The organism is Streptomyces sp. NPDC093094 (genome assembly GCF_044754345.1).
Lineage (GTDB): Bacteria > Actinomycetota > Actinomycetes > Streptomycetales > Streptomycetaceae > Streptomyces.
The window spans coordinates 526222-540771 of sequence record NZ_JBIVOX010000003.1 but is presented as its reverse complement, the minus strand read 5'-3'; the positions used below and the strand labels follow the sequence as shown (position 1 = coordinate 540771).

At 74.9% G+C, this 14550-nt stretch carries 12 protein-coding genes; 4 read left to right on the top strand and 8 right to left on the bottom strand.

The window, feature by feature from the left end:
* From ACIQGV_RS08450 to ACIQGV_RS08425, 6 genes are all read right to left on the bottom strand, one after another.
* The gene (locus ACIQGV_RS08450; protein ID WP_402492305.1) at positions 1 to 774 is read right to left on the bottom strand and encodes an SGNH/GDSL hydrolase family protein; all 774 of its coding nucleotides are present in this window, start codon (positions 772 to 774) and stop codon (positions 1 to 3) included.
* Positions 775 to 848: 74 nt separating this feature from the next.
* Positions 849 to 1736 carry an STM4011 family radical SAM protein gene (locus ACIQGV_RS08445; protein ID WP_402492304.1) on the bottom strand — a complete coding sequence of 296 codons (888 nt, stop codon included), beginning with the start codon at positions 1734 to 1736 and terminating at the stop codon, positions 849 to 851.
* Between the two features lie 9 nt (positions 1737 to 1745).
* Positions 1746 to 3077, bottom strand: a complete 1332-nt coding sequence (locus tag ACIQGV_RS08440; protein ID WP_402492303.1) for an STM4012 family radical SAM protein — start codon at positions 3075 to 3077, stop codon at positions 1746 to 1748.
* Positions 3074 to 3940, bottom strand: coding sequence for an STM4013/SEN3800 family hydrolase (locus ACIQGV_RS08435; protein ID WP_402492425.1), 867 nt, complete (start codon positions 3938 to 3940; stop codon positions 3074 to 3076). Before ACIQGV_RS08435 ends, ACIQGV_RS08440 begins: the two co-directional genes overlap by 4 nt.
* Positions 3941 to 3971: 31 nt before the next feature.
* Positions 3972 to 5219, bottom strand: coding sequence for an STM4014 family protein (locus ACIQGV_RS08430; protein WP_402492301.1), 1248 nt, complete (start codon positions 5217 to 5219; stop codon positions 3972 to 3974).
* Positions 5220 to 5226: 7 nt separating this feature from the next.
* Entirely contained in the window at positions 5227 to 6186 is a 960-nt protein-coding gene (locus ACIQGV_RS08425; RefSeq protein ID WP_402492298.1) for an STM4015 family protein, read from the bottom strand.
* Between the two features lie 194 nt (positions 6187 to 6380).
* On the opposite strand from ACIQGV_RS08425, the gene ACIQGV_RS08420 reads away from it, so the two are divergent.
* Complete coding sequence (locus ACIQGV_RS08420) at positions 6381 to 6707, top strand: hypothetical protein (RefSeq protein WP_402492295.1); 327 nt, start codon at positions 6381 to 6383, stop codon at positions 6705 to 6707.
* A gap of 20 nt (positions 6708 to 6727) precedes the next feature.
* The gene (locus tag ACIQGV_RS08415; protein ID WP_402492292.1) at positions 6728 to 7990 is read left to right on the top strand and encodes a DUF6745 domain-containing protein; all 1263 of its coding nucleotides are present in this window, start codon (positions 6728 to 6730) and stop codon (positions 7988 to 7990) included.
* A 47-nt stretch (positions 7991 to 8037) separates the two neighbouring features.
* Here the strand turns inward: ACIQGV_RS08415 and ACIQGV_RS08410 are convergent, their stop codons facing one another.
* Together ACIQGV_RS08410 and ACIQGV_RS08405 are read right to left on the bottom strand one after the other, a co-directional pair.
* Positions 8038 to 9327 (bottom strand): phytase, encoded by a 1290-nt coding sequence (locus tag ACIQGV_RS08410; RefSeq protein ID WP_402492289.1) that lies wholly within the window; start codon positions 9325 to 9327, stop codon positions 8038 to 8040.
* Positions 9328 to 9463: 136 nt separating this feature from the next.
* Positions 9464 to 10060: a hypothetical protein gene (locus tag ACIQGV_RS08405; RefSeq protein ID WP_402492286.1), complete on the bottom strand. Its 597-nt coding sequence runs from the start codon at positions 10058 to 10060 to the stop codon at positions 9464 to 9466.
* A gap of 564 nt (positions 10061 to 10624) precedes the next feature.
* Here ACIQGV_RS08405 and ACIQGV_RS08400 point away from each other — a divergent pair.
* Together ACIQGV_RS08400 and ACIQGV_RS08395 are read left to right on the top strand one after the other, a co-directional pair.
* Positions 10625 to 11563, top strand: a complete 939-nt coding sequence (locus ACIQGV_RS08400) for a fructosamine kinase family protein (RefSeq protein WP_402492283.1) — start codon at positions 10625 to 10627, stop codon at positions 11561 to 11563.
* Positions 11564 to 11689: 126 nt separating this feature from the next.
* Positions 11690 to 14437 (top strand): SpoIIE family protein phosphatase, encoded by a 2748-nt coding sequence (locus tag ACIQGV_RS08395; RefSeq protein WP_402492280.1) that lies wholly within the window; start codon positions 11690 to 11692, stop codon positions 14435 to 14437.
* Positions 14438 to 14550 lie beyond the last annotated feature (113 nt).

Here is a 14550-nt window from a genome sequence, read left to right as displayed (position 1 = left end):
TCAGCCGGCCGTGACGGGCAGCAGCTCCGGGCGCTTCGCGGTCCGGCCGTCGCCCGAGGAGCGGCCGCGCAGCCGGCGGCCGATCCAGGGGCCGAGGAAGGAGGCGGTCCAGCGCGCCTCGGCACCGAGGGCCCGCCAGCCGGCGGGAGCGGGGGCCGCCACCGGCAGCGGGTCGGCCCAGGCGGTGTCGCTGCCGGGCAGGTCCAGGGCGTACGCCATGGCGGCGGCGATACGGTCGTGCCCGAGCGGACCGGCGTGCAGCCGGTCGGGGCTCCACAGCCGGGGATCGGTGACGACCGGGTGGTCGGCGGTCTCGGCGACAACGACGCCGTGACGGCGGGCGGCCTCGCGGACCCGGTCGTTGAGAAGCGCCACTCGCGGGGCGAGACGGCGGGCGAGGGGCGACATCCGGGACGGGTCGGGGACCGTGAGCGTCGCCACCTGGGCACCCTGTGCGGTGAGCGCGGCGAACATCGCCTCCAGATGTCCGGCCACCTCGTCGATGTCGAAGCGGGGGCGCAGCAGGTCGTTGACTCCGGCGACGACGGTGGCCAGGTCCGGGCGCAGGGCGAGCGCGGGGGCGAGCTGCTCGGCACGGACCTGGCCGGCCAGGCGGCCGCGGACGGCGAGGTTGGCGTACCGCAGGGCGGGGTCGTGGACGGCGAGCCGCTCGGCGAGGCGGTCCGCCCAGCCGCGCAGCCCGGTGAGGTCGTCGCCGTCGCCGACCCCCTCGGTCTGGCTGTCTCCCAGGGCGACGTAGCGCGTGTAGGTCATGGGGTGCCTTCTCTCGTCCTCGGCCGCCGCGGGCACCTCATGATACTCACATAGTTGAATACATCTGGATGCGACTAAGGTGAGGTGCCGAAGGCGACGGGCACCGGGACACGATCCGGTGCGCGGGCCGGGATGCGCTCCAGCACACCGCCCGCGAACACGTCGTACAGCGGCAGCGTCTCCAGATGTACGTAGCCGATGTGGCAGTCGCACACGGCCAGCGGGCACGCGCGCGGACGCAGGGCCTCGCGGTACGAGCCGTCGTAGAGGTTGCCGAGCTCGGCGCGGACGAAGTGGCAGCGGCGGACCGTGCCGTCGCCGTCCACGGAGATCACCGACTCGCCCGTGCGGCAGGGCAGTCCCGCACTGGTGTGGGGGTGGCGGCTGTACGGGAAGAGCGGGTCCAGGTCCGTCCACCGGCGTGCCTCCGCGTCGTCGTAGAGGTGCCCCTCGGCGGCGTTCACCCACAGGTACACCTGCTCGGGCAGGTCGGCGCGCAGCCTGCGGGCGTGCTCCAGGTGACCGGGCAGCCCGACGACGCCGACGCTGAAGCGGACGCCCTCGGCGGTCAGTTCACGGCACTTGGCCAGGAAGCGGTCGTACGGCGTCTGCCCCGGATGGTAGGTGCACCACAGGGCGAGGGTGCCGCGGTCGGCGTCGGCGAGCCAGTCGGTGCGGCAGCTCAGATTGGTCTGGATCGCCACCCGGGCGATGTGCGGGAGGCGGGACAGTTCGGTGAGGGCACGCCGGTACCAGGAGCGGACCAGGCCCTCGCCCCAGGGCGTGAACAGCACCGAGAGACGGTCACCGCTCTGTCCGGCCGCCCAGCCGGCGAACCGCTCCAGGCAGTCCCGGTCCGTGCGCAGCTGCTCGGGGGTGTCGCGCCGCTTGGCGAACGGGCAGTACGGGCAGTCGTAGTCGCAGGACGACAGCGGCCCGCGGTACAGCAGGGTCAGGTCCATGACGGGTGCTCACTTCCGCTCGTAGGCGTCCATCGCGGCGCGTACGGCCGGGGAGAACAGCTCGGGTCCGATGGCGTCGGAGTGCGCGAGGCCCTCCGGGGTGAGCCGCAGCACGCCGTCGCCGGTCTCCGTCAGCCAGCCCCGGCCCGCGAACCGCTCCAGCTCGGGTCCGAAGTCGTCCGCGGGCAGCCGCCCGAAGCGGGCCCGGTAGTCGGCGGTCCGCAGCCCCTCGGCCTGGAGCAGCGACTGCACCAGATGCCGCCGCCGGGCCTCGTCCGCGTCCATGCGGCGGCCGTACTCGGCGTGCGCGAAGTCGGCGGCCGGGCGGGCCGTGTAGTCGTCGATGATGCCGCGTATCTCGTGCATGCCGACCGCGTAGTCGAACGAGTAGTGCAGTCCGGCCGTGTAGGAGCGGGCGCCGCAGCCCAGGCCGATCATGCCGTCGGTCTGGCAGGCGTAGTCGTCGGCGCCCTGGGGCGGTGCGTCGGCGCGGCGGAACATGCGCATGGACTGCTGTGCGTAGCCGTGCGCGAGCAGGTGGTCGCGGCCCAGCCGGTACAGGCGCAGACGCTGCTCGTCCCAGGCCGGGTCGGCGTCCGCGGCACGGCGTCCGAGGCCGGTCAGCGGGCGGATGTAGAGCGGGTAGAGGTAGAGCTCCTCGGGCCGCCAGGCGAGTGCGGCGTCCAGGGACCTCAGCCAGCCGGCGTCGGTCTGGCCGTCGATGCCGTAGATCAGGTCGATGTTGAGCACCGGGATGCGGGCGTCACGGACACGGCCGAGCGCGGCCTCGACATCGGCGCGGCGCTGCGGGCGTACGGCGGACCTGGCCTCGGCGTCGTCGAAGCTCTGCACACCGAGGCTGAGCCGGGTGGTGCCGCGTCCGGCCAGGACGGCGAGCCGGTCGGCGGTGGCGGTGGCGGGCGACGCCTCCACCGACAGCGGTACGGCCCTCAGATCGGCGCCCATGCGATGCTCGGCGATGTCGCACAGCCGTTCCAGCTCGGCGGCCGTGAGGAAGGTGGGGGTGCCGCCGCCGAAGGCCGCGGTGGCGAACCGGACGGGCTCCCTCTCTCCGAGGGCTTCCCGCACGGCGGTCGCCTGCCGGTCGAGGGCGTCGAGATAGGCACCGGTCAGTCCGTCCGGGGCGCCGATGCGGGTGAAGAGGTTGCAGAAGCCGCAGCGCACCTCGCAGAACGGGATGTGCAGATAGAGGGAGAGCGCGTCCTTCGGCTCCGTGGCCCACTCGGTGCGCAGCAGGGGGCGGTCGGACAGCTTCCGGTAGGCGGTCTTGTGCGGATAGGCGTAGACGTAGTTCTGGTAGGGGCGCACGGGGGTGTTCATCGCCGCGCCCCCGCCCCGAGCGGTTCGGACGCCTCGGACGCCTCGGCTCCCTCGGGCCTTTCGGGCCCTTCGAGGAGGAAGTGGGCGTAGGGCACGGTCCACACGGACTCGTGGCCGATGCGGTGGCCGGTGTAGCCGTCGTCGCCGTAGGCGGTGCCGTGGTCGGAGCACACGACGGCGAAGGCGGGCCGTCTGCTGCTGACGGCCGCGAAGAGCCTGCCGATGTGCCGGTCGACGTACTCCAGGGCGGCGGCGTGCGTCTGCCGGGAGTCGCCCGCCTCGCGGGTGGCGCCGGGCAGATGGAACCAGTTGGGCTGGTGCAGGGCGGACACGTTGACGAACAGGAACAGCCGTCGGTCGTGCGGGAGCCGGCGGACGACCTCCTCGGCGCGGGCGACCTGGGCCTCGAAGGAGGTGGGCGAGGTCACGCCGAACTCCGGCTCCCAGTGGGACTCCTGGAACAGCCCGGGCAGCACCGAGCCGAGCGGGCCCTGCTTGTTGAAGAAGCCGACCCCGCCGATGCAGACCGTGCGGTAGCCGTCCGCGGCGAGGGCGGAGACGATGTCGGGGGTGTCGTACACATAGGTGCGCCCGGCGGTGGTCTCGCTGCCCGCGAAGCTCGCGGCGAACAGCCGCGGATGACGGCCGGGAGCGGCGGGCGTGGGCAGGAAGCCGGCGAACATCGCCTGGTGGGAGGCGTAGGTGAAGCTGCCCGGCGCATGCCGCTTCTCCCAGCGGCCGCCCGGCAGATGCCGGGCGAGGTGCGGGATGCGGCCCGCCTCGGCGAGTTCGGCGGCGACGTCGTGGCGCAGGGTGTCGAGGGTGACCAGGAGCAGGTCGTGGCTGCCGACGATCTCGTTCATGTCGAGCGACGCGTCGGCCCGAGGCGTCTGTTCAGGCGCCGTCATGGGCGGGTTCCGTTCTGTGCGGGTGGTGCGGTGCGCGGCGGACGAGGGCGGCCACCTGCGCGGCGTACGTGTCGAGGCCCTCGGCTCCGCTGCCGGGCAGGCCGGTCAGACGGGGCAGCAGGTCCCCGAAGGCGTTGACCTCGCCGACCGCGACCCGGCGCCAGCCCGTGGCGGGCAGCAGGTCGACGCCCACGCACAGGGTGCGCGGGAAGCAGGCCGCGGCCCGCTCGCACACCTGAAGGACGTCGGCCCAGCGGGCTCCGGCCGCCTCGACGTCCTGCCGTGCGAGGGCGAGGTCGCCCCTGCTGCCGCCGAGGTGGAGGTTGGTCATGGGCGAGGTGCTGGTGCGCACCACCGCGTGGGTGGCGCGGCCGTCCACCACGACGACCCGGAGGTCGGCGGCGCGGCCGTGCTGGGATGCCTTGGGCAGCCAGCGCTCCAGGTGCAGTCCGTCGGGGGCGAGGGTGTCGACGATCGCCGCGATGTCCCGCTCCCGTTCGTAGCGGCGGACCTTCAGCGAGTTGAAGAGGGTGCCGTCCGGGGCGAGCTCGACGGAGGTGGTGGCTCTGATGCGGCCGTCGCCGGCCGACTCGACGGCGAGGACGCCGGAGGCGGACGAGCCGTGCGCGAGCTTCACGAACAGCCGGGGCATCCGGTGCTCTCGCATCAGGGCGCGTACGTCGTCCCAGCCGCGCACCGAGGCCGCGGCCCGGCCTGAGGTGGGCGAGAACGGCACCGGGACACCGGCCGTGCGCAGCACGCCGTGGCAGTGCCGTTTGTCGAACAGCACGGCCAGCTCGTCCGGGTCGTCGAGCCGGGCGCCGCCGCGCAGACCGCGCACGGCCGCCATGAAACCGGCGTACCAGCGGGCCGATCCCTCGACCCGGGTGGGGTCGCCGGTGCCGCGCCAGCGCCGGTCGACGTCCGGGTTCTCGCCGGGCGAGTCGAGGCGTACGGTCTCGCCCGGCGCGAAGTCGGCACCTCCTTCGCGCAGCACCCGGATCCAGGGCACCACCCGGGGGGCGGGCAGCCCGGCCGCGCGCACGGCGTCGGTGAACAAGGTGACCCGGCGGTTCTCGGGGTTGCCGACGACGACGAGACGGGCGGGGCCGCCGTCGCGGTGCGCCGTGGCCGGACGACGCGGGCCTTCGTCGCCGCGCGGCGCCGTGCCCGGCTCCGGGCCGTCATTCAGGCCGTGGAAGTCCTCCGGATGCCTCGGCCGGAAGATCGGCACGGCCGGCTCACTCCCCCACCGCGACGAACCGCCAGACCGTGCCGTCGTCTTCCTCGTCCTGGTCGGCGTCGTCCGGGTCGACGTCCAGCCGGACGCCCGCGGCTTCGAGGGTGTCGCGCAGACGCTGCCGCAGGGGGTCGCTGAGGTAGTTGTGGCGCAGGTCGAGCGACGTGAGATGGGTGAGCGGCTGCCCGCCGAGCAGCGCGGCGGCGCCGTCGTCGGTGAGGACGCCCATGGACAGGTCCAGCGACTCCAGCCGGGCGACCACCGGAGCGGCGGCGACGGCCGCGGCGATCTCGTCCTGGATCTCGCTGTTGCGCAGCGCGAGGTGGCGCAGCCGCGGCAGGCGGGTGCCGGACAGCAGGGGCTCCAGGTCGGACACCTCGGTGTCCGACCCGTACTCCGAGGTGCCGAGCCACAGGTCCAGGTGCTCCAGCGCGGGCAGGTCGCTGGCGCCGACGCCGCGCACGAAGCCGGCGGGCAGGCCGCCGGTCTCGGCGGTCAGCCGCCGCAGCCGGCTGTGGGTGACGCCGCTCAGCCCCAGGCCGGTCCCGCCGCGCACCCCGAACTCCTCCAGCTCCGGGAAGCCGGTCAGCAGGCCGGTGACATCGCTCTGGTTGATCCAGGAGATCTCGCACTCCTCCCCGACCATGTCGCCGAGGAACAGCGCCCGCAGGGCGGGCAGCCGGTCGCGGGCGGCGAGCAGCGTGTTCACGACACCGTCGGAGCCGGAGTCGTACGCCTCCGACCAGGCGCCGACGATCAGGGCGCGGACCCCGGTGGTGTCGACCTGTGCGGAGAACCGGGCGAAGGCCGACTCCCACTCCTCCTCGGCGTCGTACACGTCCGCTGCGATCCGCCAGGCCACGGTGTCCGCCGCGGGAAGCTGCGGCGCCTTCTCGCCGGGGCCGGGGAACGTGAACGCGGGCAGGCCGTACAGCTCCTGCAGGTGGTGGCCGATGCTCATGCGCGCTGCTCCTGACGTGTGGATCCGCGGTCCGTGGTGTGCCAGCAGTTGTATCAACCGTCACCGACAGCGCCGGTCGGCGGGGCGGCGGGCCGGGGCCGTTGTCAGTGGTGGCTCGTACTGTCGATCTCGTGGCCGGTGCGCCGTGCGCCGGGCTGTTCGCAGGGCTGTTCGTCCGGCTTGAGGGGAGAGCCATGTTCCGGCAGGGAGACGTGCTGATCGTGCCCGTGACGGCGGAGGCGGTGCCGCCGCATGTGGGCGGGGCGCCCCGGGAGCCGCGCGACGGCCGGGGGCGGCTGGTGCTGGCCCTGGGCGAGGTGACCGGCCATGCGCACGCGGTCGTGGGCCCGGGCGAACTGGTGCGGGAACCGGGGCCGTCGGGGCCGATGCTGCTGCATCTGCCGGAGGGCGGGCGGGTCGTGCACGAGGAGCACGCGGCGATCGTGCTGCCCAAGGGCTGGTTCCGGGTGATCCGGCAGCGGGAGTACGTGCCGGGGTCGGTACGGATCGTGGCGGACTGAGAGCTCCGGCGGACGTGGACGTGCGGGAGACGACGGGGGCGGACGTGGTGGAGGCCGGGGACATGACCGGGACGGGGACGAGGGGCGGGACGGGGACGATGGGCGGGGTGACCGCGACGGGCGGGGTGACCGCGACGGTGGGTGGGGTGGGGACGATGGGCGAGGTGACGACAGGCGGGGTGGCGGCGGACGGCCCGGCGCCGCAGCACGGGGCCGCGGCGGACGGGGCCGCGGAAAGCGGTCGCGCGGGGAACGCGCCGCGAGGCGACGGCCTCGGCGCGGACGGGCTGCGCCCCTGGCGGGAGTGCGCCGCGGCGGCGCTGCCCGCCGACCGCGCCGAGGCCGAGGAGGGCGTCCGGCTGGCCTACCGGCGGGCGGGGCTCGCAGAGCCGGAACGGATCGTGTGGGCCCGTTCCCCGCGCGAGGGCGTCGAGCTGGTGCGCGCGCTGACCGACGCGGGAGCCGGTGTCAGGGAAGCGGTCCGCACGGCTCCCTGGGCACGGGAACGGGCCCGGATGCTCGCGGAGCTGGGCCCGGCGGGCTGGTCGGCGCACTGGGCGGCGACCGGGGAGCGGCTCTGGGGCACCACACAGGCCCTGGTGGACCGGGTCCGGCGGGGCGTGCTGGAGGAACTGGCCGGGCAGGACCGGGCCGCGGAGTCCGGGACCCGGCTGATCCTGCTGGACGCCGTGCTCGGGCAGCACGACGCGCCGTGGCTCGCCGCGTTCCCCACCGACCGGGCCCCGCTGGACGGACTGGCCCGGGTGTGCCGCAGCGCCGGCTGGTGGTGGCCGTTCGAGAAGGTGGCGGTGGTGTGCGAACGGCCCGACGCCCTGCACCGGGACGAGGCGGGCCGCCTCGACCGCGGGGACGGGCCGGCCCTCGCCTTCCCTGACGGGTTCGCCCTGTACGCCTGGCGGGGCATGCCGGTGCCCGCGGACTTCCTGGGCGAGCTGGCCGCGCTGACGCCCGAGCGGATCCGCGACGAGGAGAACGCCGAGCTGCGCCGGGTGATGCTGGAGCACTACGGCTACGACCGGTACCTGGACGACTCCGGTGCCCGCCCCGTCCACGGGGACGACACGGGCACGCTGTGGCGCATCGACCTGGTGGGCGACGAGCCGGTGGTGATGGTGGAGGTCCTCAACTCCACGCCGGAGCCGGACGGCACGCACCGCACGTACTGGCTGCGCGTGCCACCGGCGACCCGGACGGCGAGAGAGGGCGTCGCCTGGACCTTCGGTCTGGACGCCGAGGTCTACGCGCCGCTGCGGGAGACCTGATCCGGGGCCCGGCCCGCGCCGGGGCCCCGCCCTCCTGCGGCGGGGTGTCAGTCGTCCAGGACGTCCTTGACGTCACGCAGGTCGACGAACTTGAAGCCGGTGCTCTCCCGGTCGCCGTCGGCGGGAGTCTCCTGACCGTCCTGGACGACGAGGAGACCCCCCGGATAGCGGCTCCCCAGCGGGGCGTCGAGGACGGCGGCGCCGTCGCACGCCTCGGAGCCGTCCAGGGCGGCCGAGGCGGCGCCGACGCGGAAGCCCGCCTCGTACTCGTTGTCGTCGTCGCGCTCGCGGTCGTAGGCGGCGAAGGTGTCGTCGCCCTGGCTGGAGGCGAGCAGATGACCGTCGCCGTCCGGTTCGGTGAGGAGCGTCAGGCCCTCGACGTCGGCCGTCAGGTGCTCACCGCCGTAGCCGGGGTCGGCACCGGGGGTGCACTCCTCCGTCTCCTCGTCGTAGGTGGCGGGGACGCCGTACTCGCGGACCTTGTCGACGAGTTCGGGGCGGCCGGTCAGATCGGCGCGCAGACGCCAGATGCCGACGTCCTCCTGTCCGGCGTACAGGGTGCCGTCGGCCGGGTCCACGACCATGCCCTCGACCTGCGGCCGTTCGTCGGGCTCGCCGCAGGGGGTCCAGGAGGTGCCGTCGGGCAGCCGGAAGGAGGACGGCAGGTCCAGGGTGCGCACGGTGCGGTGGCCGACGGTGCCGCGCGGCCCGGCGGTGAGTTCCAGCAGGGCGAGCCGGGTCTCGTTGCGGCGGCTGACCAGGGTGTAGGACCTCCCGGTGGCCTTGTCGGTCCAGGCGGCCAGACCGTAGACGGTGCGCTGGTCGTTGATCTCGGCCTGGTCGGCGGAGAAGACGGGCCGCGCGGCCGGGTCGGTGACGTCGGTGAGGGGGCCGCCCGGGCGGTCGCGGTCGATGCGGTAGATCCGCAGCCGGTCGTTGCCGCGGTCGCTGACCACGGCCAGGTCGGCACGGCCACCGGACAGGCGCATACCGTGTACCAGGTCGACGTTGTTGAAGCGGCCGGGGGCGTCGTCCTCGCCGGGTCCCGCGGGGGCCGCCACCGACTGGATCTCCCGCGCGTCGAGGCCGTAGACGCGCAGACCGCCCTCCTTGGCCGTGGCGATGACCAGGCTGCGGCCCGGGGCGGCGGGGTTGCGCCAGATGGCCGGGTCGTCGGCGTTGGCGTTGCCGCCCGCCTCGTCGTCGTGGAGGGCGGAGGTCTCGGCGCGCGGGTGCACGACAGGCAGGGAGGCGGCCTGCGCCGGCACGGTGGTGGCAGCGGCCAGCACCACTCCCAGCGTGCACGTTGCGGCCAGCAGTGTCTGACGCGTCGTCACGGTTCTTCCTTTCCAGGCGGGTTCTCGGACGGCCTCGACCTTGTCCGGGGGCGGCTGACGGGCGGGGTCGGGTCGCCGACGGGTGCGTGAACGGCGCGGTAACGCTGTGGGGTGTTCGGTGGGCCGGACAAGGAGGTCAGCCGGGTGGGCCTGGGTGGCCGGGTGGGCCTGGGGTGTCGGGGGTGTCGGGTGAGCCGGTCAGGGCCTGGGCGAAGGCCGTCAGCGTGGCGAAGTCGGCGGGGCGCAGACCGTGGCGGGCGTCGACACGGTGCAGGAGGGCGCTGCCCGGGTGGTGCGCCTCCACGAAGAGACGGTCGGCGTCACCGAGCTCGTCGTCCACCCAGGCGAACGGCCGGCCCCCGGCGTGGTCGAGGACATGACGGGTCTTCCAGAAGGTGCCGTCGGGGCCCGGTCCGAACATGTCCGGCCAGTCCACGACCGGCAGTTCGGGCAGTCCGAGGACGGGGGCTATCAGGCTGTTGGCGTCCCTGCCCCAGGTGGTGGCCCACACCAGGTCGTACAGCTCGCTCAGCCCGCGCAGCCGCGAGCCGTGTTCCGGGTTGAGCCACACCCGCAGGGGACGTACCCGGGGCCCTGTCTCGGCGGGCTGGCGGGCGAGCCATCCCTCGGGAGCCATACGGTGCGTCGTGTAGCCGTCGGGGCGGCGCTCGGGTTTGGCCGCGTAGGGGTTGAGCGGACCGTCGACGTCGAGATAGAGCAGCGGTCTTCGCACGGATCGGGCTCCAGTTCCGGGGGCGGATCGGGGTGCGGCGGACCGTGCGGCGCAGCGGTGTCGCCCTGCGAGCATCCTGCCAAAGCCCGCTTGCCTCAAGGCAGTTCGTTCCGAACGGCGATACGGTTCGACCGTTCGTCGCCGTCGTCCGCACGGGTCTGTCGTTCACCGTCGCCTGCACCGGCCGCCCGTATGCGGGCACCGTCCACCGCCACCGGCCGTCCACGCACAGGCCGCCCACCGCCACCTGCCACCTGCCACCTGCCACCTGCCACCTGCCACCTGCCACCTGCGCACGGGCCGCTGCCACCAGCGGTTCGCACACGGGCGTCGCCCACCAGCCGCCCGCCCCCGCCCCCGCGCCCGCCGCCGCGCCGCCCGCCGTCCGGAGCCGTCCGGTCCCGGGCGCCGACTCCCGGATCCCCGCACACGGATCCCTGCACACGGATCCCGGATCCCCGCACACGGTCGCCGTACGCTGATCGGCATGTGCCGTCGCGCCGACCGTGAGCCGTGTCCGTCGTCCCGCCCGTGGGGACACGGGGTGTCCGAGAGGACGGCCGCGTGAGCAACCGCGCCGGCAGGTCCGGCGACGGCCCGGGGGACGCCGCCGCGCGGCTGACCGGGCGGGCGGTGGCCGGCGTGCGCGGAGTCACGGGGGCGCTCTCCGAGGCCGTGCTCGACGACGGCCGGGTCGTGATGGTGAAGCGGGGCGAGGGCCGGGACGCCGTGCGGGCGGAGGCGGCCGGGCTGCGGTGGCTGGCCGCGCCGGGCGCGCTCAGGGTGCCCCGGATCCACGGCGAGGACGGGGACTGGCTGGTCACCGAGCGCGTACCGGCCGGCCGGGCCACCCGGGAGGCCGCGGTCCGGCTCGGCGGGGGCCTGGCGGCCCTGCACTCGGCGGGAGCCCCCGCTTTCGGCGCGCCGCCGCCCGGCGGGCCGCGGGACGCGTACATCGGCGCGGCCCCGATGCACAACGGCCCGGCCGCAGGCCCGGACGACGCGCCGGACGACGACCGGGGCGGCGACCGGGGCGGCGACCGGGCCGGGGACTGGCCCCGCTGGTACGCGGAGCAGCGGGTGCTGCCGTACGTGCGCCGGGCGGCCGACGCCGGCACGGTCCGCCCTGCCGAGGCACGGGTGTTCGAGGCGCTGTGCGAGCGGCTTCCCGTGCTCGCGGGGCCGCCGGAACCACCCGCCCGGCTGCACGGCGATCTGTGGAACGGCAATGTGCTGTGGGGCGCCGGCGGTGAGCCCTGGGTCATCGATCCCGCCGCCCACGGCGGGCACCGCGAGACGGATCTGGCGATGCTGCGCCTGTTCGGCTGCCCGTACCTGGACGTCGTACTGGAGGCGTACCAGGGGGCGGCGCCGCTCGCGGACGGCTGGGCCGGACGCGTCGGGCTGCACCAGCTCTTCCCGCTGCTCGTGCACGCCGTGCTGTTCGGCCGCGGTTACGCCGAACAGGCCCTGGGCGTGGCACGCTCGGCCCTCGGCCGATGACCCACGGCGACGCGTGGCCCCGGCCAGGACCGAAGCCGGGCCGTCCGTCCGGGTGCGCCTGCGCACCGTGAGGGCGCATTCTGGCTTTGTCGCCAGCGCGGCGGGGCACCGACGAGGTAAAGGCCGATGAGTGGGATCGCCGAGAGCGGGAGCGGGACGCCGGGCCGGTTGGCCGGGCTGCTCACCGAGGTCGCGGCCGAGGCGATCAGCACGGTCCGCGGGACCGTCGCGGGTCTGTATCTGCCCTCGGACGTGCCCAACGTGCTGCGGCTCGCGGTGCTGGCGGGGCTGCCCGGTCCGCTGTTCCGGCCGTGGTGGCGGGTGCACGTGGACCGCCGGTTCCCGGTCTCGGACGTGTTCCGCTCCGGCGTGCAGGTGATCCTGCCGAACGCCACGGAGACGATGCGCCGCTACCCCCAGTTCGCGGCGCTGCTGCCCTTCCCGCTCGCCTCGATCAATCTGCCGCTCACGATGGGGACGGCCCCCGTCGGCGTCCTGACCGTGCTGCGTGCGTCCGGCGCGGACATCGCCGAGCTGCTGCCCGAACGCGACCGGCTGGCGGGCCTGGCGGACGGGCTGATCAAACGGCTGATCGCGCTGGAGAGATCCGGTTCCCCCGCGCTCTGGAACGACGACCCGGTGTGTCTGCGGCCTCCGTCCGCCCGGCTGGGAACGGCCAGGGTGGGACGGTTCACCTGGGATCCGGTGGCCGACCTGGTGACCGCCGACGACGGGGCACGGACGCTGCTGGAACTGACGGCGGAGGACCTGCCCGGCCCGGCGGGGGCGCTGGCGCGGGCCGTGGACCGCGGTGACGCGCTGCGGCTGCTGGCGCTGCTGCGCCAGGCGGCCCAGGGGCGGGCGCCCGCCCGTCCGCTGCCGGTGCGGGTCACGCACGGCGCGCTGCGGCTGGTGGACCTGCGGCCGGCCTCCGGTGCGCGCCTGGTGGCGGGTGTGGTGCTGGAGGCGGACCCGGTGGCCGACACGGCGGCCGAGCTGCTGCCGCAGGGCGTGTTCTGTCTGGACCGGCTGGGGATCGCCGTGTACGCCAATCCGCGGGCCGCGCATCTGCTGGGTGTGAGCCGGGAGCGGCTCGTGGGGCAGCCGCTGTGGGAGGCCGTGCCATGGTTGCAGCAGCCGGTGTGCGAGGACCATCTGCGGGCGGCGCTGCTGGCCCCGGAACCGGTGTTCTTCCATGTGCGCAGACCGCCCGAGCCGGGTCCTCAGCCGTACGAGGGCAACTGGCTCGCGCTGTCCGTGCGCCCCGGTCCCGACGTCCTGACCTGTACGGTCGTACCGGTCAACCGGATGGCGGACGCTCCGGCGCCGCCGCCGGACACGGCTTCGACGCACGCCCCCGGACCGCCGCCGGGCGCGGCCGTTCCGTCGGCCCACGCCCGCGGTCCTTCGCCGCCGGACACCGCCGTCCCGCCGGACACCGCCGTCCCGCAGGACGGCACCGTCCCGCTCGGCGCCGCCGTCCCGAACGACGGCACCCACCCGCAGGACGGCACCGCGGTGCCCGATGCGGCGCCCGGACCGGCCCAGCCGTCCGTCCCGCCGGCGGACGGCCCGGTCGTGCCCCCGATGGCCACGTCGGCGGTCCTGGGACCGCAGCCGGCCTATGCGCTGCCCTCGTCCCCGTTGTACCGGCCCATCACCCTCGCGATCGCGCTGACCGAGGCGGTGACCGCGCGCCAGGTGTCCGCGGTGGTCATGCAGGAGCTGCTGCCCGCCTTCGGCAGCCGCCGGCTCGCCATCTACCTGCTCCAGGACCGGCATCTGTACCTGGCCTGGGAGAACGGCTTCCCGGAGGGCTTCCTCGCGCCCTTCGACGGGGTGACCCTGGATGCGGCGCTGCCCGGGGTGGAGACGCTGACCACGGGCCAGCCGCTGTTCTTCGACTCCATGGAGCAGCTCTCCGCCGCCTATCCGGGCATGGCCCTGGACGCGTCCGAGGGGGCCCGTGCCTTCCTGCCCCTGATCGCCTCGGGGCGCCCGGTCGGCTCCTGCATCCTCGGTTTCGACGTGCCCCGCAGTTTCACCGCGGAGGAGCGCACCGTGCTGACAGCGCTCGCCGGGCTGATCGCGCACGCCATGGAGAAGGCGCAGCGCTACGACACCGAAGCCGCGCTCGCCCGCGGGCTCCAGCGCGCCCTGCTCCCGCGCCGGCTGTCGGTGCACCCGCTGCTGGAGACCGCGGGCCGGTATCTGCCGGGGACCGAGGGCATGGACGTGGGCGGGGACTGGTACGACGTCATCGAGACCGGTGACGGGGTGGCTCTGGTGATCGGCGACGTGCAGGGACACGGTGTGCAGGCCGCGGCGACGATGGGCCAGCTGCGCAGCGCGGTGCGGGCGTTCGCGCTGGACGACCGGCCTCCCGACGAGGTGCTGAGCGGCACCAACCGGCTGCTGATCGAGCTCGACCCGGGCCAGTTCGCCAGTTGCTGCTATGTATGGCTCGATCCGGTGAGCGGCCTGGCCCGCATCGGGCGGGCCGGGCATCCGCCGCCGCTGCTGCGCCACCCCGACGGGCGTACGGAGGTGGTGGACACACCGGTCGGTGTGGTGCTCGGCGTCGTCGGTCACGCCCGGTACCCCGTGACGGAACTGCGGATGGACCCCGGCGCGATCCTCGCGCTGTACACCGACGGGCTGGTGGAACGGCAGGGCCTGGACATCGACGACGGCATCGGCGCCCTGCGGGTGGCCCTGGCCAGGGCGGGGGCGACCGCCACCCGTCGCGAGGGGCGTTTCCTGGCGACGGTGGCCGACCGGCTCACCGCGTCGATGCGCCACACCGCCGACCGGCCCGACGACATCGCCCTGCTGCTCGCCGCGCGCCGCGGCGGGGGAAGGGAGAAGGGATGAAGGGACGGCAGGCTCCGACAGCACGGCCCGGCAGGGGCACCGGGGCCGTCCGGCCCGTCCGGCCGTGCGCCGTCGTCACGATCCGCGGCACCCCTCGCCCGGCGGGTCCCGGG

Excerpts from the sequence above, each read along its gene's own strand:
- ACIQGV_RS08395 (WP_402492280.1), top strand. The coding sequence starts at position 11,690 with ATGAGTGGGATCGCCGAGAGCGGGAGCGGGACGCCGGGCCGGTTGGCC.
- ACIQGV_RS08435 (WP_402492425.1), bottom strand. The coding sequence starts at position 3,940 with ATGAACGAGATCGTCGGCAGCCACGACCTGCTCCTGGTCACCCTCGAC.
- ACIQGV_RS08450 (WP_402492305.1), bottom strand. The coding sequence starts at position 774 with ATGACCTACACGCGCTACGTCGCCCTGGGAGACAGCCAGACCGAGGGG.
- ACIQGV_RS08445 (WP_402492304.1), bottom strand. The coding sequence starts at position 1,736 with ATGGACCTGACCCTGCTGTACCGCGGGCCGCTGTCGTCCTGCGACTAC.
- ACIQGV_RS08440 (WP_402492303.1), bottom strand. The coding sequence starts at position 3,077 with ATGAACACCCCCGTGCGCCCCTACCAGAACTACGTCTACGCCTATCCG.
- ACIQGV_RS08420 (WP_402492295.1), top strand. The coding sequence starts at position 6,381 with ATGTTCCGGCAGGGAGACGTGCTGATCGTGCCCGTGACGGCGGAGGCG.
- ACIQGV_RS08425 (WP_402492298.1), bottom strand. The coding sequence starts at position 6,186 with ATGAGCATCGGCCACCACCTGCAGGAGCTGTACGGCCTGCCCGCGTTC.